The following is a 25,850-nucleotide window of genomic DNA, read 5'->3' as shown; positions in this document are numbered from 1 at the left end:
AGACAAACTTCCCGCGATGTCGTGGGCGGGTGGGCCGTACAGCGCGTGGCGGCAGGTCTTTCCCGGCCAGGTGGCATCCGTGCCGGAGGTGCGGGCCTGGGCGCGGGACCTGCTGGCCGGACGCGTCGCGGTCCCGCTCCTTGACGACGTGCTGCTCCTGCTGAGCGAGCTGGCCGCCAACGCGGTGGCCCACTCCGACTCCGGGCGTACCGCGGACGGGCGCCTGACCGTCTACCTGGCCCGTACCACCACGATGGTCCACGTGCAGGTCACCGACGACGGCTCCGTCACGAGCGTGCCCGCCGTACGCGTACCGGAGGCCGACGACGACGGCGGGCGGGGGCTGTGGCTGGTCGACCTGCTCGCCACCGAGTGGGGCTCCCGCTACGACGGAGCGAGCAGATCGGTCTGGTTCCAGATGGCGGGGTAGTCTCCGCCACCGGCGCCCAGGGCGGCAGGACTCAGATCAGCACGTCGAACGGGTTGACGACGGACACTCCCGTGCCGGCGAAGTCCTTGATGTTCCGGCTGACCAGGGTCCAGCCGTTCACCCGGGCCGTCGCGGCGATCAGGCCGTCCGTCGTGGGGAGCGGGCGGATGGTGTTCAGGCGGCCCCACTCCTCGGCGGCCTCCACGGTGACGGGGACGATGCGATCACCGAACTGCCGCTGAAGGCCGTGCAGCCAGCGTTCCAGCACCGTCGCCTGGCCGGGGTCCCGGCGTCTGCGAAGCTCGACTCCGCAGCGGATCTCTCCGACCGTCAGGCTGCTGATGTAGAGGGTGGGTCCGTGCGCCGCGGCGATCCAGCCCTTGACCTGAGGGCTGCCATTCCGCTTGCGTGCTTCGGAGACCACGTTCGTGTCGAGCAGATAGCCGATGCCCATCAGTCGAAATCGACTTCCCGGGGAAGGTCCCGGTTCCGCGGGAACTCCACGTCGTCGTCCCAGTCGGGGTCGGCGAGCAGGAACCGTCCGAAGTCCGGAGCGTCACCTTTGAGGCGGCGGTATTCGGCGATGTCGATGACGACGGCCACCTCCTCTCCGTGCCGGGTGACCACCTGGGGCCCTTCGCTCACCGCACGCCGAACGACCTCACTGAAGCGTTGTTTCGCCTCCTGGACCTGCCATCCGCTCACCAGCGTCCCCCTGTCTAGTCTGTCTAGATTCAGAGTAGCCTCAGCAGGAGACGATGTGGTGGTCTTGGCAGCCGTCCTGTCTTGTGAGGTCTCAGCCGAAGTGGCGAGTTCTCAAGTGATCTGGCGGAGCGGCGTCGGTTCTCACCTGATGTGGTGAGCATCGGCCCAGGGACCCTGCTGGTCGGCCTCCTCCTTGCCGGGTGGCCCCGGTGCAGCGATGCACCGGGGCCACCCGGCAAGGAGACCCTCGGAAGGGCGCCGCCGTTATTCGGGGAAGGCGGCTTCTGCGATCTGTCGCCGGAAGGCGTAGGTCAGTCATGGATGCCGTAGTAGTCGGCCAGGTAGTCGATGACCTCGGCGGCGTGGGGCAGCAGTTCGGGCAGGTGCTTGGCGAGCGCGGCCCGGGTGGCGGTGGCGAGTACCGCCTTGCTCGCCGTGGCGGTGCGGGTGTAGGGGGCCAGACGCTGGATCAGCTCGTAGTTGCTGGCGATGTTCTCGGCCCGCATCGCCCGTTCGACCGGCGGCGCGCCCGGCGGCGGGACGGGCGGGAGCACCCGGCTGACGAAGGTGACCCGGTGCATGACCCGCCAGCAGGGCGGTTTGGTGGCGGTCTGGCGGGCCTGGCGCAGCGCGGCGGCGTCGGGGGCGCCGCTGTTGGCCAGCCAGATCGGATCGACGACCTTGTGGAAGAAGTCGTCGAAGTTGGCGCTGCTCTCACCCAGGTAGAAGGTGAGGAAGCGGTAGGCGTCCACCTTCCCCGGCACCAGGACGGGCTTGCCCTGCGCGGTGAAGACGGGTTTGCCGTTGTCGTACCGCTGCAGGTCCCCGGAGGGCGCGCAGTCGACGGTGAGGCCGAAGGTGCGGCTGACGTCCTTGGCCCGGGAGCGGGTCACGGAGGTGCTGCCGCCGACGGAGGCGTCGATGTTGCCGGCTAGGCCGACGCCGAGTGCCTTGATGGTGAAGTCGACGCTGAACGACTCGCTCGTCTTGAAGGCGTAGGTGCCGCTGTGGGTCTGCGTGACGGCGTCGGTGGCCTGAGTGGTCTCGGCGAAGAAGCCGCCCTTGGCCGTCCAGACGTAGGTGTTGACCAGGTCGCGGTGGGAGAACTTGTCAGGGGTCGAGCTGTTGGCGTTGCGGTCGCCGCCCGAGGGGGGGTCGGCGGTCACGCCCATGCCCCGCAGGATCTTCTGGGCCTGCGCCTGCGTCTGATCGGGGGCATGGGTCTGGACGGAGACGGCCTCGTAGTAGGCGCGCAGCCGCTGCTGGTCGCGGGTGATGCGGCGTTTGAGCGCGTACGCCTCCTGGGGTTTGAAGAAGCTGTGCTGGCCGTAGCCTGCGGCGGCGGGATAGTCGGGATCGAGGACCTTGCCGCGGTCGTCGAAGCCGACCGCGCCGTCCAGGGTGCCCTGCTTGGTGTAGCGGGGGTTGACCGGGAAGGTGATGATGTTCCAGTCCTTGGGGATGTCGGGGTTGGGCGTCATCCGGTAGGCGACCAGCGCGCCGGTGTGGGCCAGGCGGAGCGCGAAGATGTCGGCCGTCTCCGACTGCACCAGCGCGAAGCCCGTGTTGGCGGGCACGTAGCGGCGGCCGACGGCGGAGTTGAGCAACTGGGTGGGGTCCTCCAGGTTGCCGGTGAGCCGGAGTTTGGCCGCCCGCGTGGTGTTCTGGCCCTGGGAGAGCTTGGTATCGCTCGACCAGGCGTTGGAGAACTCCAGGTTCGTCGTGGTCGAGAGCTTGTAGTCGATCTCCAGGATCGGGATGGCGGTCCCGACGCCGAGCGGCGCGGTGATCGTCATCAGGTTCTGGTCGGAGTCCTGGCCGAGCGAGACGCCGAAGGAGGTGTCGACGCTGCTGTTGCGGTTGGAGGACATGCTGTAGGTGACCTGGTCGGCCTCGGTGAACTCCACGGAGGAGGCGCCGGCGAAGGAGTCGGCGCCGGTCAGGTTCTCCGACGGCACCGGCGGGGCGCTCTCGATGTAGCCGATGAGCTGCGGGTCGAACTGGGCCTGGCCCACCCACTCGGAGATGAGGTTGCCGACCTTGTAGCCGGTCACCAGGTGCCAGCGGCCCTGGCGCAGGTAGCTGTAGCAGCGTTTGAGCACGCCGAACGGCTCGCCCTTGAGCGTCTGCTGCATGTCGGCGTACTCGCCGACGGCCGGGGTGGCGCCGATCATGTCGTGGAAGGGGGTGCGGATGGCGGCCAGCGCGGAGCGCACCTGGGCGGTGTCGGTGGCGATGGGGGCGTTGGAGAGCATCGGGCGCGGGCGTGCCGAGGCGGGGAATTCGAGGTGGTTGCCGCGCAGGCCCTCGTCGTGCACCTCGGTGGCGGTGGGGGAGGTGGAGTCCCGGTCGAAGGGCCAGTAGCCGACGAGTTCCTGCTTCTCGCCCTTGAGGCGGGTGAAGAGGTTGTCGAGGATCTGCTCCCCGCTCCGTGCCGTACGCCAGAGCCTCACCTCCTCCAGCATGCCGCTGAACGGCTCGCCCACCGCGCCGCCGAGCAGCCGGGCGCCCAGCGTGAGCTGCTGGTCGCCGTAGTCGGCAGGGCCCGGGTCGGGGATGGGGTCGGCGACGACCGGCACGCCGTTGCGGTAGAGGCGGAACGGGCTGGCGGTCGGATCGGGGTCGCGCACCCACTGGGTGGCGCGCAGGCTCGCCGGGTAGGAGCCGTCGGCGGCGAGGGTGACGTTGCCGCTGTTCTCCTCGAAGGGCCAGCGGGCCAGCAGCCCCCTGTCGCGCCCGACGACCGGCAGGCCGAGCTGAGCCGCCTCGCGGGCCACGTTCCAGATGCGTACCTCGCCCAGCACACCGGCGAAGGTCGAGGAGGATCCCACCTTGCCCATGATCAGGTTGCTGCTGTTGCTCTGGGCTCCGGGGCCGGTGTAGTGCTCGGCGCCGGCCGGCTGCCCGTTGATGTAGAAGCGGATGTCCTTGCCGGGGTTGGTGTCCGGCGGGGTCTGGGCGGAGGTGGAGACCTCCACCTTGCGGCCTTTCCGTACGACGGCCACCCGCTGGAAGGCCTTCGGGGTGATGCCGATGGTGGAGGTGTAGCGGACGACCTGGCCGCCGGGCTCCTCGAAGGCGAACTCCAGCCTGCCGTCGCCCCGCACACTGAGCTGGTACGGCACCCCGCCGGAGAAGCCCAGCTCGCCCTTGGAGACCAGCCCCATGGTGCCGCCGAGCCGATCGGCCTGTAGGAAGACCTCGAGGGTGAGGTCCTCGGTCACGTTCAGCGCCTCGTCCTTGGCCACCTCCAGGTAGGCGCCGCCGTCCAGCTTGACGGCCCAGGACTGCTGGAAGGCGGCGGCCAGGTGCGTCCACTCGTTGCAGGGGAAGGCCTCCTGGCTGCGGACGAAGCGGCCGCCGACCCCGGCTACCAGCTGGTAGCCCTTGATCGGGGAGGCCTTGGCCGAGGTGCCGGGGAAGGTCCAGTAGCCCAGCAGGCCGGGCTCGTGGCCCGAGAGCCGCTGGTTGCGCTCGCTGCTGATCTCGTTGGGGGTGCGGATGCGGCTCCAGACGCGTACCTCGTCGAGCTGGCCGGCCAGGTAGTGGCCGGCGAAGGGCTTGTGGCCCAGGAGGAGCGGGCCGCGCCCGGTGTAGGGGGCGTTGGAGATGCGGCGGCCGACCTCGGTGCCGTCGAGGTAGAGGATCTGGGTGCGGGTGGCGTTCTCGTACACCACCGTCCAGTGGTGCCATCCCAGGTCCAGGGAGGGCAGATTGACGTTGAGGTCGTCGCCGTAGAGGCTGAAGCCGAAGGTGTTGTTGGCGTGGATCTGCAGGTGCAGCGTCTGGTTCTGCGCCCCCATCGGGTAGCCGTGGAGGAGCAGCGGCTGGGTGTTGGTCTGCCCGGGCTCGAGCCGTGCCCACAGTTCGATGGTGAAGTCCCTGTTGGCCAGTTCGATGCTCCTGCTCAGCTCGTGGGATTCGGCGCCGTTGAACGCCTTGGCGGTCTTCAACGGGGCGTCCGCGAGTGCCAGCGTGTACTGCGATTGGCCGCTGTTGGCCTGCAGGATCCTGGCCTTGCCGTTCACCGGCCCGACGTTCACCCAGCTCTCCATGGTCAGGTCGCCGGTCACCGTCACGCGCTCCAGTTGGGCAGCGGGCAGGCGCAGGTGCTGCTGGCGGCCGTCGAAGGAGTAGGCGCGGCCCGGCATCTCGCCACGCCAGCGAGCGCCGTGCCCGCTGACCAGGCGTTTGGCGGTCCCGTTCGCGATGGAGGCGACGGTGCCCGCGGTGAGGACGACCAGGCGCGAACCCTCCGTCAGCGGCACTCCGGGACGGGCGCAGACGGCCCGCTGGTAGTCGTAGCCGGCCAGGGTGACCAGGGCGCCGGCGGTGATCGTCTGGTTGGCGGCGGTCAGGGTGAGGCTCTTGGCCCCCACCGCGTGGTCAGCGCCGGCGCTGTAACCGTCAGAGCCGATCATGATGTGGGAGGCCTTCGGCACGGCGGTCGTCAGGGGCTCGGCCAGCTCCACCTGCGTGCCGTTCACCTTGGCCACCGTGCCGAGCCTGACGGGCTCGCCCGGGGCTCCGGCCAGCACCGCGGTCAGCCGCGCGGTGTCGCGCGGCAGCGAGCGCCAGGTCTCGCCCTCCTGGCCGCCGGAGATGGTCAGGTCGCATCGGCTGGGCGAGTCGCCGTCGGTCACCGTGATGGTGAGCGCGCCCAGGTCGATGCCCGCGTCACGGGCCGTGAAGAGGACCGCGCCGCTGCCGACGGGCAGCTCCTGCGTCGACGGGATCACGAAGGTGTCGAGGTAGGCGGCGAAGAACTGGTCGTTGACGCCCCGGAAGTAGAGCACCACGTTGCCGGTGGCGCTCTCCATCAGGGTGGGCGCGTCGGCGCATCGGGCGAAGCCCAGCACGGCTCCGGCGCAGCTCAGCCCGGTGCGGTCCAGGGCCAGCAGCGGCATGGCCACCGTCAGGTCGGTCGACCCCTGGGCCGCGCCGGTCATCTGGGCGAGCTGGTTGCGCGCCGTGTCCAGATCGGTGGTCTTGGTGGCCAGGGTGCGGCGCAGCCCATCGAGCCTGCTCTGCGCCATGCGCGCCTCGTCGATGGCGATGCGGAGGTTGACGACCGCGGTCTGCGCGTCCTTCAGGTAGGTGTCCCAGCCGCTCGCATGCTTGACGGGCACCATCTTGATAAGCCCGGAATCATCTGTCGTGGCCGTTCGCGACTGGACCACCGTGTTGCCGGAGCCCGACGAGGAGACGGCGCACCCGCTGTGGCTGTTGATGAGCCGGTGGTACTCGCCGATCTGCTCCAAGCGGAACCTCGCGCCGTCTCCTTGCTGGTTGAGCCTCGCCATGTCCAATGGGGAGAGGCCGACCACGTTGATGAATTTGCCCGACAAGACGTTGATGGCCCGGTAGGTGAAGGCGTCGTTGGTCGACGTGGGCACCCTGTCGAACTTCCACAGGCCGGTGGGCGAGTTACGGTCGGAGGTTCGCACCAGCTCCGCCCCCGAATCGGGGCTGTCGTTCATGACCGCGATGACCGGCCGGTCGGGAGACCCCTTCAGCTCCAGCCGCCATAGCCAGGCCAGGTAATTGCCCTTGTCGCCATCGAGGTTCTGCTGCCAGCGGGCGGCGATCGCGGCCTGCCTGTCATGGTCGGCCTGGAGCGCGGGCAGGTTCCCGGTGGCCTTGGAGATCCGGTCGATCTCCAAGGGCAGGTCCCGCACCTCGGTCTCCAGGGACTTGATCCGCTGCTCCAGCGCGCTGACCGCGTCCAGGTCCTGGCTCTGCTTCGGGCGGTCCAGCAGCGGCAGGTCCAGCAGGTCGGGCGCCTGGGTCAGCCGCCCGTCCCGGCCCACGCCGAAGTCCACAGCCGCCACCTGGCCGCCGGAGTCGGCGGCGGTCTTGGTGGCGAAGGCGAGCAGCACCCGCGCCTGGCGCTTGGCCGGTTTGGCGGTCGTGCTGTATCCGACGGCGGTGGACTGCTGCTGGTGGTAGATGACGGAGGAGAGTCCGGAGACCACGCTCCGGTCCTTGACGGAGAAGCTGTCACGGCGCACGCCGGGGTGATCGCCCACCGGGGCCTGCGAGCCGACCCACCGCACCCCGCCGCGGAGCGTGCCGTTGACGGCGCGGTCGCTCTGGTCGTAGGCGGTCGTGCCCGATCCCTCGTCGAAGCGGTAGTACGAGAGCAGCCCCGGCTCGTTGCCGATCAGGCGGTGGCCCAGTTCCCGATTGAGTTCCTCGGTCGTGCGGGCGCGGTCCCAGAGCCGTACCTCGTCGATCTCGCCGTTGAAGAACTTGGCCGGCTGCCCCGTGTCGTTGGCCGCGCCGATCAGGACCGGTGCGGCCTGGCCCGCCTGGTACTGCAGGCTCGCGCTCTGGCTCGCCCTGCCGTTGATGAAGACGGTCGCCTTGCTCCCGTCGTAGACCCCGGCCACGTGGGTGTACTCGTTCAGCGAGATCGGCTCGAGCGAGGTCACCGACCAGGCCCCGCCGTTGTGGGCGAGGAAGACCGTGCCGTTCGCGTTCACCCCGAACCGGCAGGCCGCGCCCTTGGCCAGGACGGTCCCGCCGAGGGCCGCCGGTTTGATCCACGCCTCGATCGTGTACGCCCCGGGGCCGAACTGGAGCGCTCCAGAGGTGCCCAGGTCCACGTGCCCGGCCGTGCCGTCCAGCAGCAGCGCGGTCTCCGCGTGCCCCGCGACGCCCGGCACCGGCACCAGGTCCAGGCCGGTGAAGGGGCATTTGCCAGGGGCGCGCTCGAAGACGGAGTCACGGTACCTGGGGTCGGGGCTGGTGTAGTGACGCGTGCCCTGGGTGTTGAAGCCGCCGTCGGCGTCCTGCTCGATGTTGAAGCCGTCGACGCGGTCGGTGACGCTGTTGTACGCGAAGATCTGCCAGCGCCACCTGCCGCTGATCGCGGTCGGTACCAGCACCGCCGTGAAGCGCCCGCCGCTCAGGTTGCGGATGAAGGAGAGCTCCCTGGTCGGCTCGTAGAACGGCCGGCTCTCCATGTCCTCGGTGCCCAGCGTGTCCTTGGCCGAGTCAGGGCGGGAGGCGTGGCGGCTGCGCCGGAAGCGCACCTCCAGCACCGGCTTGAGCTTCCCCTCCACCAGCAGGAAGCGGTCGCATAAGAGCGTGTCACGGACGAGCGGCACCTTCTTGCCGCCGCTGAGCAGGTAGCCGGCCGCGGCAGGGTCGCCGGAGCAGCCGCCGCCGGTCAGCTTGTGGACCGCGTCGGCGTGGCCGTCGGGGATCGACTGCCGCAGCACCACCACGTAGGTGCCGTCCGAGATCACCTGGAACGGGGCCGCCGCCGAGAGCCGCGCGGTCGTGGAGAGGAACCTGTTGGTCTCGTCGGGGTCGAGCTGCTCGCTCGCCTTGGCCTCTATCCGGCCGCCCCGCTTGACCGTCGGCATCGCCGTCGCGCCCGCGATGCTGTAGCCGACCTCGGTGATCTCTGTCGGGAACGGCAGTTCGACTGGGTTGTCGGCCCAGTACGCGGAGTCGAGCACGCCCTTGGTGGCATCCTGTTTGCCCAGATCCAGGACGTTGTAGACGATCCGTCGCGCCGAGTCCATCGCGAACGCCACCGTGACACCCTGGTGCCGGACCATCGCCACATGCGCGTACGTCCGATCGCCGTACACCTTGAGCAGGGCATCCTGAGCCGCCATAGCCACCTCCGTGAGCTGAAGTCCACTCACACTGACCGCGATCGCATTTCGGATCAATACGGTCACAGCGACCGCATTCGGCCATCTTCATCGCTCTATCTCCGCCCCCAGCGGGTATCGCGCCTCGCGGCGGTGAAATGGCAGCGATCCCGTTCGGGCGGCTTCTGAGAGTGACCGGTTCTCAGAAGTACACTCCGGTGAGGAGGTGCCGCTGTCGGCCGACACCCGCCGCACCTACGCCCTCCCGGGTCCGGGTGTACCTGGCCTGGCTCGCCAAGCGGCGCCGCTGTCAGGTCATCGTCGTGGCCGATTCCGCGGAGATTTTGTCGTTGTGCGGGTCCTCGGGAAACGGCCGGTAGTTCAGCCGGTTGATTATCGTCATGCGACCGAGCCTGCCCGCGAAACGTTATTACTGGTAGATCGCACTTTTTCGAAGCCAGGTGAGGTCCGGGTGACCGGTCAGGCCGTTTTGATCGCGCCACCGTCGATCAGGTAGTCGGCTCCCGCGATACTGGCCGCGAGCGGTGAGGCCAGGTAGGCGACCAGTGTGGCCACCTCGGCGGGCTCGGCGAACCGGCCGGTCGTCATGCCCATCCGCGCGGGCAGCAGCCGGAGCAGGTCCTCGTGCGGCACCCCTATCGCTTTGGCGAGCTCCGCGCCGTAACTCGCCGGGCCCTCCCACAGCGAGGTCCGCACCGGTCCGGGCGAGACCGTGTTGACCCGCACGCCCTTCGGCCCGAACTCGTCGTTCAGCGCCTTTCCGAACGCCGTCAGCGTCCGCACGATCGCCAGGCCGATCCCCCTGCCGGCACCGGTCACCACCGCGGACTTGCCGTTCAGTCCCAGATCCATGACAGAGCCTTCCCATCCACTCGCAACACTTGTGATGCAGTGAAGGTGCGACATGCAACATATGTGTTGCAAGTAATCCTCAAAGGGGGACATTTAAGGAGCCTTACGGGGTGAACAAGCTGCGCTCGGACACGGAACGGACCGTGCGGACGATCCTGGAGGCGGCCGAACGCGTCCTCAGCCGGAATCCGGCCGCGAGCATGGAGCAGATCGCCGAGGCCACCGAGGTCGCCCGCGTGTACGCCGTGGCCCGGGAGCGGTGCGACGAGATGTTCCGCAGAGCACGCGACGCGGGCCTGCTCCGCGCGGACGCCGACCTCGACTGGACCCGCCGCGTCTACTACGCCCTGATCCACGAGGCGGCGACGGGACCGGACGAGGGGCAGGACGCCGACGCCCTGGCCACCCGCCTGGTCGACACCCTGCTGCACGGTTTCGGCGAGCACAACCGATGATCTTCACCTGACGCCGGGTGACCGCCACCTGGCCCGTACCAGCATGATGGTCCGCCGCGAGCACGCCCGCCGTACCCGTATCGGGGCCCGATGGCGACGGCGGGCGGGAGTCGTGGCTGGTCGGCCTGCCCGCGATCGAGGGGCGGGCAGGCCGGTCCGGTTCCAGGTGGCGGGTCTGACGGTCAGTTGTCCCAGGCCGCGTTCTTCAGGATGGTGGCCAGGCCGGGGGTGGCCCACTGGTCGACGATCAGGATCTTCGACTTGGGCAGGTACCACTCGCGCTGGTTGAACGTCGACTTCTGCTCGCCGCCGGTGTACGTCACGCACCGGCCGGGCCACACCCGGTAGTGCGCCTTGTGCGCCACCCCGATGTTGCGGTAGCCGACCGCGATCGCCTTGCCGAGGACCTGGCCGTACCTGGGGTTGGTCGCGCAGGGCACCACGTCGGATGCCGGGTAGAACGGCCCCTGGTCGGGGTTGTAGCGCCCGAAGCCCTCGGCGCCGGTCTTGAGGGCCTTCGGCCCCATGATCCAGAAGCTGTCGCATTTGGGCTGGAAGTAGCCGCCGTTGGGCCGCGCGCAGGCACCGGTCACCACCCGGACCTGGTCCGCGGTCCCGTACACCCGCCAGGAGTTCGGGATCTCCAGCGTCAGACCGCCGCGCAGCCGGAGCAGCGCGGTGGAGGAGCTCGCGGACGCGGGAAGCTGGGCCGCCAGCACGGCGGCTCCGGCGACAGCGGTCACCGCGATCGTTCTTTTCATCATGGCGGCGATGCTAGTGAGGACGGCTTGCCGTTTGCATGCATTTCTCTTGCGAAAAGGGCATATATCGCTACTTGGGATGTCGACCCGGGACGTGCCGGCGACCTTCGAAGTCGGTTTTAAGAGGTACCCAAGTGGCCGGGGTCACGATGGCCGCATGAACCTGCTGAAAAGCCTGCTCAGGGCCGTCGCGGGGGCGGCTCTCGTGGTTCCGCTCCTCGCCCCCGCCACCTCCGCCTCGGCCTCGGACGCGGCCCCGTACGTCCGGATCACCCTGAACACGATCGTCCCGTGGCGGACGCTGGGGAACGGCGGTGACGAGATCTTCGTCAAGATCTCCGGTCCCGGGCTGATACCGCTCACGACCACGACCTACCGGGTCTGGCCGCCCAGCAATGGGGTCCATCCGGTCACCTCGGGCTACTGCTACACCTTCGAGAACGCCCCGTGCCCGCCGGGCAGCAACGACCAGTCCTGGAAGCTCATCACCCCGAGCAAGCCCATCTTCCTCGCCAATGGCGGCCTGGCGACCATCAACATCCGGGACAACGACGTCATATTCGCCGATGACGACGTCTTCCTCCAGTCCTTCCGCCTCAACCCGCTGACCCAGGAGAGCCGCTACACCCTGCGGCCGAACGCCGGCAGGACCGACACCTCCGACTACCAGGTCAACATCACGCTGACGCCCGTTCCGGCACCGTTCTGACCCTGCCGGGAAGATCGGCGAGATCCGGGGTCGGCAAGCGGGTAAATGGGCATCAAGTGTCACGGAGTACCGCGTACGGCTCCCCGTGCCACCGGTAAGATCATCGAGAGAGGAGCCGGGCGTGTTCAGCACTCCGAGCAACCCCGAGTCCGTCTTCACCTACGGCGCCCCCGCCCTGAAGTTCGGCTCCGGTGCCTCGGCCGAGATCGGCTTCGATCTCGGGCAGTACGGCGCCCGGCACGTCCTCGTCATCACCGACCCCGGGGTGGCCGCGACCGGCGCGCCGCGACGGATCGCCGAGCAGCTCTCCGGGTTCGGCATCCAGGCGAGCGTGTACGAGGGCGTACGCGTCGAGCCGACGGACGAGAGCCTGCTGGCGGCGGTCGAGCACGCCCGCGCCGGTGGGCCGTGGGACGCCTTCGTCGCCATCGGGGGCGGCTCCAGCATCGACACCGCCAAGGCGGTCAACCTGCTCACCACCAACCCGGGTGAGCTGATGGACTACGTCAACGCGCCGGTGGGCGGCGGCCTGGCCCCGTCCCGGCCGCTCAAGCCGCTGGTCGCGGTGCCCACGACCACGGGCACCGGTTCGGAGAGCACCACGATCTGCGTGCTCGACGTGCTCGACCTGAAGGTGAAGACCGGGATCAGCCATGCCCGGCTCCGCCCGGTGCTCGCCGTCGTCGACCCCGACCTGACGATGAGCCAGCCCGCCGGGGTCACCGCGGCCGCCGGGATGGACATCCTCTGCCACGCCCTGGAGAGCTACACCGCCCGGCCGTACACCTCCTACGAGCGCAGGCGCCCCGAGGAGCGGGTGCCCTACTGCGGCTCGAACCCGGTGGCCGACATGTGGTCCGAGCGGGCCATCGCGCTGCTCGCGCGGTCCTTCCGCACCGCCGTGCGCGACGGGGACGACGCGGAGGCCAGGGGGCGGATGGCGCTGGCGGCGACGTTCGCCGGGCTGGGGTTCGGCAACGCGGGCGTGCACATCCCGCACGCCAACGCCTACCCGATCGCCGGGCGGGTCAGGGACTTCCATCCCGAGGGCTACCCGGCGGGCGAGCCGATGGTGCCGCACGGCATGGCCGTCGCGCTGACCGCTCCCGAGGCGTTCAGGTTCACCTTCGAGGCGCTGCCGGAGCGGCACCTGCGCGCGGCCGAGTTGCTCGACCCGTCCGCCGCCAGGCCCGACGACCTCTCCGAGTACCTGCCCGGCGTGCTGACCAGGCTGATGCGCGACATCGGCCTCCCCGACGGGATCGGCGGCGTCGGCTACACCGAGGCGGACGTCCCCGCGCTCGCCGAGGGCGCGATGAGGCAGCAGCGCCTGCTCGGCACCGCTCCCCGGCCGGTCACCGAGGACGACCTCACCAAGATCCTGACCCGCTCCATCGCGCTCTGGTGACGGGGAATCCGCTCCACTGACGCTCAGCGAATGGTGAAGGTGCGGTCCAGGCCGGTGATCCGGAGCAGGGCCGCCGTCTGGTGGCGAGGCGCGGACAGCTCGAAGGTGACTCCGAGTGATCTGGCGCGGCGCTGGATGCCGACCAGTACGGCCAGCCCCGAGGTGTCGAAGAACGACACCCCGGACAGGTCGAGGATGAGCGGGTTCGCTCCGCGCCGCAACGCGCGGAGCAGTCGCTCGCGCAGTGCCGCGCTGGTGAAGACGTCGACCTCGCCGTGCAGATGAATGACGGTGGCGGCGGGGCCGGCGGCCTGGGGACCCGCTCCGTGAGAAGTCTGAGTTTGCAGGACGGTCATGATGTCTCCTCTCGGAGAGGGGCTGAGCCCTGGTGACCGACGGCCGGTGCGCAGCCGGCGATCTGTCCGCCCTCGCCCTCCCAGACGGCCTGGCTGTCATCCCTGGCGATCGAACTGACGTCCGAGGAGGCCGCGGCGGTGAGGATGTCGGCCGGGCGGGTGGCGCCCGCGCACCTGGTGGCCAGAATGAGCGCGTGCGCGGCCGTGTCGCTCTCGGTGCCGGGTGGAATGACCAGCAGGTTGACGGGTTCCATGGCCTCGCAGATCAGGGTGACCACGTGCGGGTCCATGTTGCGGAACCAGCCCACCTTGACCTGGCGGCCGGGGGCCACGACACGGTGCGGGATGTCGTCCCAGGACCCCAGGGGCAGACCCACCCGCCTGACGGGCCGGTCCAGCCGCCGGTCGACGGCGGCGATGAGGTCCGGCAGTTCCACCGCCGCGTCCTGTGAGTACGGCCACCAGGCCCCGTCCACGGCGCCCCTGCGGCCGAGGGCGGGATCCAGGCTGAGGCGTGCCTCAGGAGTGGTGTCGGTGAGCGGTGTGCTGTGGGAAAGAAGCTCTGGCGTCATGATCGCCCGGCCCGTCTCGGTCCGTGAGGGACCGAAGTCGCCTATCGCCTTGGGCGACGTCGACCTGAATGTCAACGCACGAAATGTCCTCGGTACTTCCTACTCTACGCCTGCTTTCCGCCCCGGCCGGGCCTGGACGGTGATCGTTCCGGTGGAGTCTGCCCCGCCTGGGCCTGACGCGGAGGGGCGAGGGCTCAGGATTCACCGCCATAACGGGTGGGTTATGTCGAAAGGGGATTATCTGGGCGTATGGCGATAACACACGATGTGGGCACTAGATCCACTGCGCTCACCCCCAAGGAGACGCCGTGCCCCGTCCCGTCCGCCTGGCGCTGCTCGTACCGGCCCTCATCGCCTTCCTCGCCGTACCGACGTCCGCCGCCGCCGCACCCTCCCCGCCGGGATCCACCGAGTGGGTGGAGGTCTTCTCCCCCGACGGCACGATCCGACAGGTCGAGATCCCGAAGCGGGAGGCGCCCGCCACCGCACGCGCCGCGGTCGCCGCCACGGTCACCGCCCTGCAGCAGACCGGAGCCTCCTCCCAGCGCTTCGACCTGGTCTTCGTGGGCGACGGCTACACCTCCTCCGAGATCTCCACCTTCCAGTCCCACGCCGCGAGCAAGTGGGCCGAGATGACCACCGTCGAACCGTTCAAAACGTACAAGAACTCCTTCAACGTCTGGATGGTCAACGTCGTCTCCACCCAGTCGGGCGTCGACAACGATCCCACCCAGGGCATCAGCAGGAACACCACGCTCGGAATGGGGTTCTGGTGCTCGGGAATCGAGCGCCTGCTCTGCGTGAACACCACCACCGCCAAGTCCTACGCCGCGCTGGCCCCCGGCTCCGACCAGGTGGTGGCGCTGGCCAACAGCACCAAGTACGGCGGTGCGGGGTACGGCGCGGGCGGCGGCGTCGCCACGGCCTCGGGAGGCAACGCGAGTTCCGGCCAGGTCGCGATCCACGAGCTCGGACATTCGATGGGTAATCTCGCGGACGAGTACTCCACCGTCAACAGCACCTACACCGGCGGCGAGCCGTCGGCGGCGAACGCGTCGAAGTACACCGCCGCGCAGCTCACCTCGGGCAGGCGCAAGTGGTACCGGTACCTGGGCCAGGCCACCCCCGACGGTGGCGTGATCGGCGCCTACCAGGGGGCCGCCGACTACGCGTACGGCATCTACCGCCCGTCGGAGAACTCGATCATGCGTACCCTCGGAAGGCAGTTCAACCTGGTCGGTCTCGACGCGATGACCAAGGCGATTCTCGCCAAGACCGGATGACGATCCGGCCCTGAACGCACGAGATCGCCGAGAGACGCCCGCTCCCGTGCAGCGACTTTCGGCGATCGCGGTCCTGCCGCGCCCCGCTCGGGGCGCGGCAGGACCGCCTGGTTCAGTGCTTGTCGACCGTCCAGGTGATCGACTGGGTGAGGACGTCCGCCTTGTAGGCGGAGTTCCGCACGAAGTCGGTGGAGTCACCGACCTGCACCGAGTAGGCGCAGTCGCCCTTCTTGGCCTTCAGGTCCTTGCGCCCGCACCACGGCGCCTCGGGCTTCCCGTGGCCCTTGGGCTTCTTGGTCAGGGCCACCGCCGAGGTCCTGCCCACCCACTCGGTGATCTCGTGGCCGTTGATGAACCAGCGGGTGGACACGGTCGGCAGACCCACCGGGGTGACCGTCAGGGTGCTGTCCGGCTTGACCTTGCCGCTCGGGGTGGAGTCGTCGATCAGGCCGGTCGTGCCGACGAAGGTGCGGACCATCTCCTCGCGGCCGACCAGGTTGAACTCCCGGTACAGGGTGCGCATCAGCGAGTTGTCGCTGGGCCGGTAGATGCCGAGGTTGTAGTAGGCGCCGCCCTCGAAGGTGTCGATCACGCCGCCGTCGGGGGTCTGGGCGCCCAGCCAGTACCACCACTTCGTCCGCTGGGCGGTCTGCTGCCCGGCGTTGTAGATCGAGACGTTCTTCTCGACCGGCTCGTCGTCGGTGTAGGTGCTGCCGTCGTCCGGGTAGGCCCAGTAGGGGTACTCGTCGGCCAGGTCGCCGATGGAGTGGCCGAACTCGTGCGGCAGGATCTCCGGGCCACTCCGGTGCCCGCCGGAGAAGGTGACCAGGTTCTCCTCGATGTAGCCGGCACCGCCGTAGGTGGGGCTGTTGATCACGACGGCGATCTGGTCGAAGGCGGGGGCCAGCGCGGCGTAGGACTCGGCGGTGGGAACGTCCACGCAGACCAGGCGCTCCAGGTCCTCACACCAGTACTCACCGCCCAGCGCGGTGTCCTTCCGCACCCCCTTGACCGGGTCGTTGTCGACGCCGGACTCGCCTGAGACGACGTTCACCTGCCAGACGTTGAACAGCTTGCGGTAGCTCTTGAACGGCTCGCGCTGAACCAGGATGTTCCAGCTGTTGGCCACCTGGGCGGTGTAGGCGGCCTGCTCGGCCTCGGTGAAACCGTCGCCGAGATAGACCAGGTCGATGCGTTTGTCGCTGGGGCCGTTGACCTCGATCGGCGTCACCGTGGCGGACGGCGTGGCCAGGCCCCTCGCCTTGCCGCTCTCCACCGGAACCTCGGTGTAGCCCTGGGGGGCGTTCTCGCCGAAGACCTCGACCTTTCGCGTCCGACCTGGATCCTCGGCGTGAGCCGGGCCGGTCGACAGACACGCCATGACCATGAGCGTGGCGACCACCACGGACGATCTGCGCACGGGTTCTCCTTGCTTGGGGAATGTCGCAGATTGTCACCGGTGTCGGATAACGGGGTGATCACGCGAGAGTGTCGAGCTTGCCGCCCCGTTCGCGTCCGCTGGGGAGTCGCAGGTCAAGGCCGCCCATAACCGACGGGTTATGGGCAGTTGAGATGGAGCGATGGGCTCACCGGCGGGCCATCGTGACGAGCCGGTCCAGCACGGCCCCGCCCGAGGCGCTCAACCCGTCGTGGGCGTACTCGTTGGTGATCCAGGAGGACAGGTCGCGCACCGCGCCCGCCGTGCGGAGGGAGCTGTCGCGGTCCACGTACAGGTCGTCGTGGTAGATCACCGCCGCCACCGGGACGGTGTTGCCGCTCAGCCGGTCCAGGTCGTAGAGGCGCGGCCAGGACTCGCAGGCGGCCAGTGCCTCGGCACAGGCCCGCAACGGGACCAGCGCCGGGTCCTCGTCGAAGAACCACGGGAAGATCATCTCGCCGAAGAACCGGACGGGCCCGCCCTGCTCCACATCGAACTCGGGGAACTCGCCCAGCGCCCGGTGCGCGGCCCAGCCGGAGGCTTCGCCCTGGCAGTAGGACGCCTCGTGCAGCACCGCGTACAGCGGGTGCTCGGCGTAGGAGACCATCGCGTCCACCCGGCGCAGGAAGACGTCGGACAGCTCCTTCTCACCGGCGAACGCCTCCTCCAGCAGATGGTGCAGCGTGTCGAACCTGCCCTCCGTGCCGAACGTGATCCCGAGGGTCTGGAAGCGCCGCGGGGTCAGCCGCTCCCCGCCGGGCAGGAACACCTCCTGCCGGTGCAGGTGGTCGACCACCTGACGGGCGATCGCCAGGTCACCGGGATAGCGGGCGAAGAACCGCTCGTTGTGCGCCAGGACGCGGGGGTAGGCCGCCCGGTACACGTCCTCGGGCCGGCCGGTCAGCGGCGGCAGCCCACCCGCGATCATGACTTCGCGCAGCCCCTCGGGGGCCAGCGACAGGTAGGTCAGCGCGCAGAACCCGCCGAAACTCTGCCCCAGCAGGCTCCACGGCCGGTCCCCCGCAAGGTGCGCGCGGAGCAGTTCGGCGTCCCTGACGATCGAGTCGGCCCGGAAATGGCGCAGGTAGGCGGCGGGGTCGTCGAGGCCGGCCAGGGTCTGCCGGTTGGCGGGAGTGCTGCGCCCGGTGCCGCGCTGGTCCAGCAGCAGCACCCGGTACTCCCGGGTGGCCCGGTGCAACCACCCGGCCGGCGAGCGGGGGGCGCTGTGGCCGGGTCCGCCCTCCAGGTACAGCAGCCACGGCAGGCCGTCCCCCTGCCGCCCCGCCGCGACCACCTCCCGCGCGAACACCTCGATCGTCGCACCGTCCGGGCTGGAGTGGTCAAGCGGGACGGTGATCGTGTGATCGGTGAAGACGAGGTCGGAACGACGGTAGGTCACTGGCATAGGGGTTCCTTCAAAAGTCGGGATCACCGTTAACTGTGCGCCAAACCGAGGAGCCTCGTCTTATCCCAGAGACATATAAATCCAGCGTTATGCCGCACTATATTTGGCCCATGCAGCTGGAGCTACGGCACCTTCGAGCGTTATGCACCATCGCCGGCGCGGGGAGTCTCAGCAAGGCGGCGGCCTCCCTGGGCGTCTCCCAGCCCGCCCTGACCGCCCAGCTGCACCGGATCGAGTCCACGCTCGGCGGCCAGGTCTTCCGGCGCAGCCGGTTGGGCGTGACACCGACCCCGTTCGGCCAGTTCGTGCTCACCCGGGCCAGGTCCGCGCTGCACACCGTGGACGAGCTGATGACAGGCGCCCTGCCGCCCAGCGGCCAGACGAGCGTCGCCCGCATCGGCGGCTACGCCAACCCCCTGTTCAGCGGCCTGCTGCGGCGGCTGTTCGAGGTCCCGGGAGCCTCGATCACCGTGCACACCGAGCACTCGCCCCGCCTGCTGCTGGATCTGCTGGCCTCCCGGCGGCTGGACGCCGCGACCCTCATCGACTACCCCGGCCACGAGCTGGTCATCCCGCCCTCGGTGGGCGTGCGTCCCATCGCCGTGGAACCCGTCTTCGTGGCGATGGCCGAGGCCCATCCCCTCGCGGTGCTGGAGGAGGTGCCGCTGGCGGAGCTGGCGGACGACGACTGGGTGCTCTCGCCACCGGACGGCGCCGGGTGGCCGGAGTGTTTCGTGACCACCTGCCAGAACGAGGGCTTCGTCCCGAAGATGCCGTACATCATGATCGAGCCGATGATGATCCGTAATCTCATCGCCGAGAAGCACGCGATCTCGCCCTGCCAGGCCAGTTTCCCCTCGGGGCAGGGGCTGGTGGTCCGCCCGATCGCCGGATCACCACTGTGGATCAGGCACCTGGCGGCCTGGCGCCGCGACGGCGCCCTCGCCCACCGGGCCGAGGAGCTGACGCGCCTCGCCACCGAGGCCCACCGCGAATCCCTCGAAAGCCAGCCGCACTACACCGCCTGGCGCGCCCGCCACCCGGCGGACCTCCGGCCGTGACGGGGGCACGGGCGCGCCCGTCCGGACGTCAGCCGCGCTCGTAGGGGATCTTCTCGCCCGCCTCGATCGCGACCGGCAGCCGGTTCTCCGCCGGCGGCAGCGGGCAGGTGGCGAAGTCGGTGTAGGCGCACGGCAGGTTCGTGGCCCGGTTGAAGTCCACGGTCACCTGGTTGTCGGCGTCGGGCACCCCCAGTTGCAGGACGCGGTTCGCGGCGTAGGTGGTCACGCCGGAGGTCGCGTCGGTGAACAGGGCGATCAGGCTGCCCGGCGCGTGGCCGTTGAACGCCGTCAGGCTCAGCGTCCGCCCGTCGAGCTCGAACTCGACCCGCCCTGGCGCGTCGTAGACGTGCCGCAGCCCTTCCACCGCGGCCCCGACGTCCGTCGGCCGGGGCTCGTCGAACGGCAGGTAGCGGCCGGTGACCAGCCATCGCGGGTCCGGCGGGAACACCGGGGTGCCGGCGAACGCGACCCGCAGCGGGTGGTCCGGGTGTCTCGGCCTGACGATGTCATGCCCGCCCCGCCTGGCCACCTCGATCACCGCGTCACCCCAGGTGGCATTGATCGCGCCGCGTTCGGGGATGGGGCCGAACACGTACCGGCCACGCACCGGCGTGCCGTCCACGACCAGTTCCTCCGCGTCGCCGAGGGTCACCACGACGCCCTCGCCGCCGGTCGACCACTCCCCCGGGGCGTCCGGCAGGCGCTGCGGTTCGGACGTCAGCCAGTGCAGGTTCGTGACGGCGAGGAACCCGTGGGGATCGGCCAGCACCGCCTCGTGCCGGTGGTGCCAGTCCTGCCATTCCTGGACGTAGGTGGCCACGTCGATCACTTTGGCTGCCATGGCTGCTCCCTGAATGTCATGGAATCTTTCATACTATTCCTACTGCTTATATCGGTTTATGTCCAGGGTCGCCCGGACGCTGTCGAGCGGCTCGACGATGTTTTCTTTCATTGTCATTGATTTGAAAGTAAGTTTCTGCCAATGTCACGCTCGGCGCCTTCTTCTTCAGCCCCCGGAGGTCCGCATGAGCGCACCCACCCGACGTTCCGTCCTGAACGGTCTGGCCCTGGCCTCGGCCGCGACGATTCTCCCCCTGTCGGCCCTCACCTCGATGCCCGCCTTCGCCGCCGAAACCGCCGACGACAGCACCACCGACAGCGCCACCGACAGCGCCACCGACAGCGCCACCGACAATGTCCCGCCGCTGCGGCAGATGCGCGGGATGTGGATCGCCTCGGTGCTCAACATCAACTGGCCGTCGAAGCCCGGCCTGACCGTCGAGGCGCAGCAGGCCGAGTACCTGGCCTGGCTGGACATCGCGCGGGCCCGTCGGCTCAACTCGGTCTTCGTCCAGATCCGGCCGACCGCCGACGCCTTCTGGCCCTCGCCGCACGAACCGTGGTCGGAGTACCTGACCGGCGTTCAGGGGCAGGACCCGGGCTACGACCCGCTGGCCTTCCTGGTCGAGGAGACGCACCGGCGCGGCCTGGCCTTCCACGCCTGGTTCAACCCGTACCGCGTGTCGATGCAGCCGGACCCGGCCAAGCTGCACCCCGAGCACCCGGGCCGCAAAAACCCGGACTGGATCGTCTCCTACGGCGGCAAGCTGTACTACAACCCGGGCATCCCGGCGGTGCGGGCGTTCGTCCAGGACGCGATGATGGACGCGGTCACCCGATACGAGATCGACGGCCTGCACTTCGACGACTACTTCTACCCGGTCAACACCACGGCCTTCGACGACGCCGCGGCCTACGCGCGCTACGGCGCGGGCTTCCCCGATCTCGCCTCCTGGCGGCGCGACAACGTGGACCTGCTCGTCCGGGAGATGCAGCAGCGGGTCCGGCAGGCCAAGCCGGAGGTCGCCTGGGGCATCAGCCCCTCGGGCATCTGGCGGAACAGCTCCACCGACCCCCTCGGCTCGGACACCGCCGGCAGCCAGTCGTACGACAACCTGCACGCCGACACGCGGGGCTGGGTCAGGAAGGGCTGGCTGGACTACATCGCACCGCAGATCTACTGGTACATCGGCCAGTCGAACGCCGACTACGCCAAGCTGATCCCCTGGTGGTCCGGCGTGGCGGCGGGCACCGACGTCCAGCTCTGGATCGGCCAGGCCGCCTACAAGGCCGGCGCCGCCGGGCAGCCCGCCCAGTGGTTCCAGCCGGACGAGCTTTCCCGGCACCTCACCCTCAACCTGGACAACCCCCAGGTCAGCGGTGATATCTGGTACAACTCCGGCGATGTACGGGAGGACCGGCTGGGCAGCGTCAGCACCGCCGTGACCGACCACTACACCCGCCCGGCCCTCGCCCCGCTGCTGCCGCGCCTCGCGAGCGGCCGGCCACCGCGCCGCCCGGTCCTGGCCGCCGCCCACAAGGTGGCCGGGGGCGCCGAGTTGCACATCGTCGCCCCCGGCAGGGACGTCCCGTTCCAGTTCGCGGTCTTCAGGTTCGACCGGCAGGCCGGTTCCGGCGACTTCGCCGACGCCCGCAACCTGGTCGCGGTCATCCCCGCGGGCCGCGACGTGCGCTGGGTGGACCCCGAGGGAGCACGGGGCGCGAACTACCACGTGACGGCCGTGGACCGGGCGAACCGCCAGAGCGAGCCCAGCCCCGGCCGCCGGGTCCGCTGACCCGGGTCAGCGCGGATTCACACAGAGAAAAGCCCGGATCGGCGCTGCCGATCCGGGCTTTTCCGCAGGTGCGCCGCCAGGGACTCGAACCCCGGACCCGCTGATTAAGAGTCAGCTGCTCTAACCAACTGAGCTAGCGGCGCTTGAAGCCCTTGAAGGATAGCGCACATCGGGCAGGGCTTCGAAATCCGTGACGATCAACGGGTAAGCTAGAACAACATTCGGTCCTGTACTGGGAGCACACATGTGGTTCGCCTCGCCCGCCGACGCCAGCGAGCGGCTCAGCGCCGTCGACTACCTCTCCGACGACTCCATCGCGACCTCGGTCTTCCTGGCGGGAGCACTCGGCAAACCACTCCTCGCCGAGGGACCGGCCGGCGTGGGCAAGACCCAGCTCGCCAAGGCCGTGGCGGCGGCGACCGGGGCGGAACTGGTCAGATTGCAGTGCTACGAGGGACTTGACGAGGCCAGGGCGCTGTACGAGTGGAACTACAAGAAGCAGCTGCTGCGCATCCAGGCCGGGCAGGACGAGAGCTGGGACGCCACCCACGACGACATCTTCACCGAGGAGTTCCTGCTGGAGCGGCCACTGCTCGCGGCGATCCGGTCCCGGACGCCCACGGTCCTGCTGATCGACGAGACCGACAAGGCGGACGTCGAGGTGGAGGGGCTGCTGCTGGAGATCCTGTCCGACTACCAGGTCACCATCCCCGAGCTCGGCACGATCACCGCCGTGCGCAGGCCGTACGTGGTGCTGACCTCCAACGCGACCCGCGAGCTCTCCGAGGCGCTGAAGCGGCGCTGCCTCTACCTGCACCTGGAGTACCCGACGCCGGAGCGCGAGCGCGACATCGTGCTGGCCCAGGTGCCCACGATCACGGCCGCCCTGGCCGAGCAGCTCGCCCGCACGGTGGCCACCATGCGCACCCTGGAACTGAAGAAGGCGCCCTCGATCGCCGAGACGGTCGACTGGGCCAACACCCTGATCGCGCTGGGCAGGACCGAACTGGACGAGGCGGCGATCGGGGCCACCCTCGGCGTCGTGCTCAAGCACGCCTCCGACCAGACCCGGGCCCGCAAGGAGCTGGCCCTGTGACCGACACGGGGCACCCGGCCCACGGGGCGGGAGGCGGAAGGTGAGCCTGCTCGACCGGCACGTGGGATTCGTGCACGCGCTACGCGAGGCGGGACTGCCGGTGTCGCTGGCCGAGGGGCTGGACGCGGCCAGGGCACTGGAGGTGATCGACCTGACCGAGCGGGAGTCGCTGCGGGCCGCGTACGCCGCGACGCTGGTCAAGCGGCCCTCGCACCGGCCGGGCTTCGACACGCTGTTCGACCTGTGGTTCCCCGCCTCCACGACCGGCCTGCGGCCCTCGCACGAGACCGAACTCGATCTGGAGACCGCCGAGCTCCCCGAGCTGCGCGACCGGCTGGCCGGGCTGCTGCTGGGCGCCGAGGGGATGAACGAGTTCGCACGGGCCATGGTGGAGCGCTTCGGCCGCCAGGCGGCGAGTCCCGGCAGGCAGAACTGGTTCTCCTACTCGGTGATGCGGGCGCTCTCCCCCGAGACGCTCATGGCGCGCCTGCTCGCCGAGGTCCTCGCCGGTCAGGAGCGCGGCGGGCTGGCCGAGAAGGTCGCCCGGCAGCGGATCGGCGAGAACACCAGACGCTTCGAGGACGCCGTCTCCCGCGACGTGCGCCGCCGGATCGCCGAGGACTCCGGAATCGAGCGGATCGCCCGATCCTCGGTACGCCCGCCGCTGGAGCAGCTCGACTTCCTGCGGATCACCAAGGCCGACCTGGCCAGGCTCCGCAGGGAGGTCCACCCGCTCGCCCGGCGCCTCGCCGCCAGGCTGACCGTCAAGCACCGGCTCGGCCACCGCGGCCGCCTCGACTTCCGCAGGACCGTACGGGCCTCGCTGTCCAGCGGCGGGGTGCCGCTGACCACCTTCAACAGGCCGCGCCGCCCGCACAAGCCCGAACTGGTCGTGCTCTGCGACACCAGCGACTCGGTCGCCGCCTTCGCCCACTTCACCCTGCTGCTGACCTACGCGCTGCGCGAGCAGTTCACCAAGGTCCGCGCGTTCGGGTTCGTGGACACCGTGGACGAGATCACCCGGTTCTTCGTGCCCGGTGCCGACGTGGCGGAGGCGATGACCCGGCTGGTGCGGGAGGCCGACATGGTGCGTTTCGGCCGGACCAACTACGGCCATGCGCTGGAGAGGTTCGCCGAGCGGTACGGCGACGCCATCGGGCCGAAGACGTCGCTGCTGATCCTGGGCGACGCCCGGTCCAACTACCAGCCGCCCGCGCTGGAGACGCTGAAGCGGCTGACCAGGGAGGCCCGGCACAGCTACTGGCTCAACCCGGAGCCGACCGCCCAGTGGGACACCGGCGACTCGGTGGCGACGGCGTACGGGGGGATCGTGCCCATGTACGAGTGCCGGAACGTCGCGCAGCTGGCGGCCTTCATCGAGGAGCTCGCCTGAGCGGCCCCCACCTCCGCGGTCGGCGTACGGTCAGCTCATCCGGCGCAGCACCCGGGCCGCGGTCCTGGCGAGCACCTCCACCTGGGCGTCGTCGAAGTCCGCCCGCGGACCGTCCTTGATCCAGCGCGCGACCAGGCGGGGCTTGAGGAGGGTGAGCCCCTCCGCGGTGACCGACCGCCTGAGCTGCCCGCCGTGCACGGCGAGCAACGGCTCGATGGTGACGGGGATGCCCGACTCGCGGGAGAGCACCTCGGCCAGTGACTCGGAGACCTCGACGAGCGCCTTCGCCGTTTTCGTGCCGTACTTCTCGCCGAGGAACAGCCGGTCACCGTACCGGGCGATCTCGGTCTCCGGGTGCCATGCCTCGTTGTCGACCACCCAGACGCCGCCGGGACCGATGACGAGGTGGTCGATCGAGGCCTTGCCCGGGATGGCCCGGCCGTCGAGGATGTGGTAGCCGGCCCTGCGCAGCCTGCGGCGGAGCAGCCTGCCGGTGATGGTCTCGCCCCTGCGCCTGCCGCGCCAGACGGCGGTGGCGTCGTACTCGCGCCAGGTCCAGAACGCGTCCGCGGCCCCGACGAGCAGCCCGCACAGCAGCCCGAGGATCGGCGCGGACAGGTTGAACCGGTAGGCCAGCGCGACGCCCACCACCAGGCCGACCGCCGCCTTGACCCCGCGCATCTTCCTGCGGTGGACGACCTCCTTGAGCCAGAACTGCTCGTACATGACCTGGGGTGACAGGCCGTGGACCTGGTCGACTGGCGTCACGTAGATAGATCCGCCGGGCATGACGAACCCCCATGGCTCGATGTGGTCGTGAAGGAAATGTGGGGGGACCTGCCACACTGAAGATCCTTGGACTATGAAATACCCAATTGGGGGCTCCAGCTATCGCGTAACCGCGAAGGTGACGCAAGTAACACGTCTCCGACAATCGACCGCCTGTTTGACCAACCAGTCGGTACGCTTTCCCTCACCACACCATGGGGGACACGTATGACTCAGGACCAGGAGCCGGTACGGCAGCGCCTGCTCGGCGAGGCCACCCGCCTCTTCGCCGAGCGGGGCTTCGAGGGCACGTCGGTGCAGGGGATCGTCTCGGCGGCCGGTGTCACCAAGGGCGCCATGTACCACTACTTCGATTCCAAGGACGACCTGCTCCGCGAGATCTACGGCCGGGTGCTGCGCATGCAGATGGAGCGGCTGACCCACTTCGCCGAGAGCTCGGGACCGGTGGCCGAGCGCCTGCACACCGCCGCCGCGGACGTCGTGGCGACCACCGTGGAGAACCTGGACGACTCCAAGATCTTCTTCCGGTCGATGCACCTGCTCGCGCCCGACATCCGCAAGGTCGTCCGCGCCGAGCGGCGCCGCTACCACGAACGCTTCCGCGACCTGGTCATCGAGGGACAGCAGGAGGGCACCTTCAGGAAGGACGTGCCCGCCGACATCGTCGTCGACTTCTTCTTCGGCTCCGTGCACCACCTGGGCACCTGGTACAGCCCGGAGGGCCCGCTCTCGGGTTCGGAGCTGGGGGCGCACTTCGCCGACCTGCTCCTCACCTCGCTCCGCCCGGAGCCGACGCCCCCCTTTACGAAGTAAGTCCCCTACCCGGCGCACGGGGCAAGCCCCGCTCCCCGCTCGCGAGCCGGATGACAC

The 25,850-nt window shown here is 69.5% G+C and carries 21 protein-coding genes and 1 tRNA gene; 10 read left to right on the top strand and 12 right to left on the bottom strand.

Annotated features, from left to right (window positions below):
• The first annotated feature begins 16 nt into the window (after window positions 1-16).
• The gene (locus AB0K21_RS08530) at window positions 17-430 is read left to right on the top strand and encodes an ATP-binding protein (RefSeq protein WP_364148836.1); all 414 of its coding nucleotides are present in this window, start codon (window positions 17-19) and stop codon (window positions 428-430) included.
• 31 nt (window positions 431-461) lie between these two features.
• Here AB0K21_RS08530 and AB0K21_RS08525 read toward each other — a convergent pair whose 3' ends face one another.
• The 4 genes from AB0K21_RS08525 to AB0K21_RS08510 all read right to left on the bottom strand — a co-directional run bounded on the left by AB0K21_RS08525 (window position 462) and on the right by AB0K21_RS08510 (window position 9,618).
• The gene (locus AB0K21_RS08525; protein WP_364148834.1) at window positions 462-884 is read right to left on the bottom strand and encodes a type II toxin-antitoxin system VapC family toxin; all 423 of its coding nucleotides are present in this window, start codon (window positions 882-884) and stop codon (window positions 462-464) included.
• Window positions 884-1,135: a type II toxin-antitoxin system Phd/YefM family antitoxin gene (locus tag AB0K21_RS08520; protein ID WP_343975139.1), complete on the bottom strand. Its 252-nt coding sequence runs from the start codon at window positions 1,133-1,135 to the stop codon at window positions 884-886. The genes AB0K21_RS08525 and AB0K21_RS08520 overlap by 1 nt, the downstream gene beginning before the upstream one ends.
• 311 nt (window positions 1,136-1,446) lie before the next feature.
• Window positions 1,447-8,766, bottom strand: coding sequence for a LamG-like jellyroll fold domain-containing protein (locus AB0K21_RS08515; protein WP_364148832.1), 7,320 nt, complete (start codon window positions 8,764-8,766; stop codon window positions 1,447-1,449).
• Window positions 8,767-9,225: 459 nt separating this feature from the next.
• Window positions 9,226-9,618, bottom strand: a complete 393-nt coding sequence (locus tag AB0K21_RS08510) for an SDR family oxidoreductase (protein ID WP_343975133.1) — start codon at window positions 9,616-9,618, stop codon at window positions 9,226-9,228.
• Between the two features lie 110 nt (window positions 9,619-9,728).
• On the opposite strand from AB0K21_RS08510, the gene AB0K21_RS08505 reads away from it, so the two are divergent.
• Complete coding sequence (locus AB0K21_RS08505) at window positions 9,729-10,073, top strand: hypothetical protein (protein WP_343975130.1); 345 nt, start codon at window positions 9,729-9,731, stop codon at window positions 10,071-10,073.
• Window positions 10,074-10,255: 182 nt separating this feature from the next.
• On the opposite strand, the gene AB0K21_RS08500 is transcribed toward AB0K21_RS08505, so the two are convergent.
• Window positions 10,256-10,837 carry a hypothetical protein gene (locus AB0K21_RS08500; RefSeq protein ID WP_343975127.1) on the bottom strand — a complete coding sequence of 194 codons (582 nt, stop codon included), beginning with the start codon at window positions 10,835-10,837 and terminating at the stop codon, window positions 10,256-10,258.
• 154 nt (window positions 10,838-10,991) lie between these two features.
• On the opposite strand from AB0K21_RS08500, the gene AB0K21_RS08495 reads away from it, so the two are divergent.
• Together AB0K21_RS08495 and AB0K21_RS08490 are read left to right on the top strand one after the other, a co-directional pair.
• Window positions 10,992-11,543 (top strand): hypothetical protein, encoded by a 552-nt coding sequence (locus AB0K21_RS08495; RefSeq protein ID WP_364148829.1) that lies wholly within the window; start codon window positions 10,992-10,994, stop codon window positions 11,541-11,543.
• Window positions 11,544-11,664: 121 nt separating this feature from the next.
• On the top strand, window positions 11,665-12,951 hold the full coding sequence (locus AB0K21_RS08490) for a hydroxyacid-oxoacid transhydrogenase (protein ID WP_364148827.1): 1,287 nt from the start codon (window positions 11,665-11,667) through the stop codon (window positions 12,949-12,951).
• A 23-nt stretch (window positions 12,952-12,974) separates the two neighbouring features.
• Here AB0K21_RS08490 and AB0K21_RS08485 read toward each other — a convergent pair whose 3' ends face one another.
• Both AB0K21_RS08485 and AB0K21_RS08480 read right to left on the bottom strand, forming a co-directional pair.
• Entirely contained in the window at window positions 12,975-13,307 is a 333-nt protein-coding gene (locus AB0K21_RS08485) for an STAS domain-containing protein (RefSeq protein WP_364148825.1), read from the bottom strand.
• Window positions 13,304-13,954 carry a DUF5994 family protein gene (locus tag AB0K21_RS08480; RefSeq protein ID WP_364148823.1) on the bottom strand — a complete coding sequence of 217 codons (651 nt, stop codon included), beginning with the start codon at window positions 13,952-13,954 and terminating at the stop codon, window positions 13,304-13,306. Before AB0K21_RS08480 ends, AB0K21_RS08485 begins: the two co-directional genes overlap by 4 nt.
• A 233-nt stretch (window positions 13,955-14,187) precedes the next feature.
• On the opposite strand from AB0K21_RS08480, the gene AB0K21_RS08475 reads away from it, so the two are divergent.
• Window positions 14,188-15,162: a M64 family metallopeptidase gene (locus AB0K21_RS08475; RefSeq protein WP_364148821.1), complete on the top strand. Its 975-nt coding sequence runs from the start codon at window positions 14,188-14,190 to the stop codon at window positions 15,160-15,162.
• Between the two features lie 112 nt (window positions 15,163-15,274).
• Here AB0K21_RS08475 and AB0K21_RS08470 read toward each other — a convergent pair whose 3' ends face one another.
• Both AB0K21_RS08470 and AB0K21_RS08465 read right to left on the bottom strand, forming a co-directional pair.
• Window positions 15,275-16,582, bottom strand: a complete 1,308-nt coding sequence (locus AB0K21_RS08470) for a M64 family metallopeptidase (RefSeq protein ID WP_364148820.1) — start codon at window positions 16,580-16,582, stop codon at window positions 15,275-15,277.
• Window positions 16,583-16,748: 166 nt separating this feature from the next.
• A complete protein-coding gene (locus AB0K21_RS08465; protein WP_343975106.1) occupies window positions 16,749-18,005 on the bottom strand; it encodes an alpha/beta fold hydrolase in 1,257 nt (418 codons plus the stop codon).
• Window positions 18,006-18,115: 110 nt separating this feature from the next.
• Between AB0K21_RS08465 and AB0K21_RS08460 the strand changes: the two genes are divergently transcribed.
• Entirely contained in the window at window positions 18,116-19,066 is a 951-nt protein-coding gene (locus AB0K21_RS08460) for a LysR family transcriptional regulator (protein WP_343975103.1), read from the top strand.
• Window positions 19,067-19,094: 28 nt separating this feature from the next.
• Here AB0K21_RS08460 and AB0K21_RS08455 read toward each other — a convergent pair whose 3' ends face one another.
• Window positions 19,095-19,907 carry a DUF1684 domain-containing protein gene (locus AB0K21_RS08455; protein ID WP_343975099.1) on the bottom strand — a complete coding sequence of 271 codons (813 nt, stop codon included), beginning with the start codon at window positions 19,905-19,907 and terminating at the stop codon, window positions 19,095-19,097.
• 184 nt (window positions 19,908-20,091) lie between these two features.
• Between AB0K21_RS08455 and AB0K21_RS08450 the strand changes: the two genes are divergently transcribed.
• The gene (locus AB0K21_RS08450; protein ID WP_364148817.1) at window positions 20,092-21,702 is read left to right on the top strand and encodes a family 10 glycosylhydrolase; all 1,611 of its coding nucleotides are present in this window, start codon (window positions 20,092-20,094) and stop codon (window positions 21,700-21,702) included.
• A gap of 69 nt (window positions 21,703-21,771) precedes the next feature.
• Here AB0K21_RS08450 and AB0K21_RS08445 read toward each other — a convergent pair.
• A tRNA-Lys gene (locus AB0K21_RS08445) sits at window positions 21,772-21,845 on the bottom strand.
• A 101-nt stretch (window positions 21,846-21,946) separates the two neighbouring features.
• Between AB0K21_RS08445 and AB0K21_RS08440 the strand changes: the two genes are divergently transcribed.
• Both AB0K21_RS08440 and AB0K21_RS08435 read left to right on the top strand, forming a co-directional pair.
• The gene (locus AB0K21_RS08440; protein ID WP_343975094.1) at window positions 21,947-22,798 is read left to right on the top strand and encodes a MoxR family ATPase; all 852 of its coding nucleotides are present in this window, start codon (window positions 21,947-21,949) and stop codon (window positions 22,796-22,798) included.
• A 40-nt stretch (window positions 22,799-22,838) separates the two neighbouring features.
• Window positions 22,839-24,191 (top strand): VWA domain-containing protein, encoded by a 1,353-nt coding sequence (locus AB0K21_RS08435; RefSeq protein ID WP_364148815.1) that lies wholly within the window; start codon window positions 22,839-22,841, stop codon window positions 24,189-24,191.
• A gap of 30 nt (window positions 24,192-24,221) precedes the next feature.
• Here the strand turns inward: AB0K21_RS08435 and AB0K21_RS08430 are convergent, their stop codons facing one another.
• Window positions 24,222-24,959 (bottom strand): nuclease-related domain-containing protein, encoded by a 738-nt coding sequence (locus AB0K21_RS08430; RefSeq protein ID WP_343975088.1) that lies wholly within the window; start codon window positions 24,957-24,959, stop codon window positions 24,222-24,224.
• 228 nt (window positions 24,960-25,187) lie between these two features.
• Between AB0K21_RS08430 and AB0K21_RS08425 the strand changes: the two genes are divergently transcribed.
• Entirely contained in the window at window positions 25,188-25,793 is a 606-nt protein-coding gene (locus AB0K21_RS08425) for a TetR/AcrR family transcriptional regulator (protein ID WP_343975085.1), read from the top strand.
• Window positions 25,794-25,850 lie beyond the last annotated feature (57 nt).

Source organism: Streptosporangium sp. NPDC049248, assembly GCF_040678965.1.
Classification (GTDB): domain Bacteria; phylum Actinomycetota; class Actinomycetes; order Streptosporangiales; family Streptosporangiaceae; genus Streptosporangium; species Streptosporangium fukuiense.
This window is presented reverse-complemented; position numbering and strand designations above follow the sequence as displayed.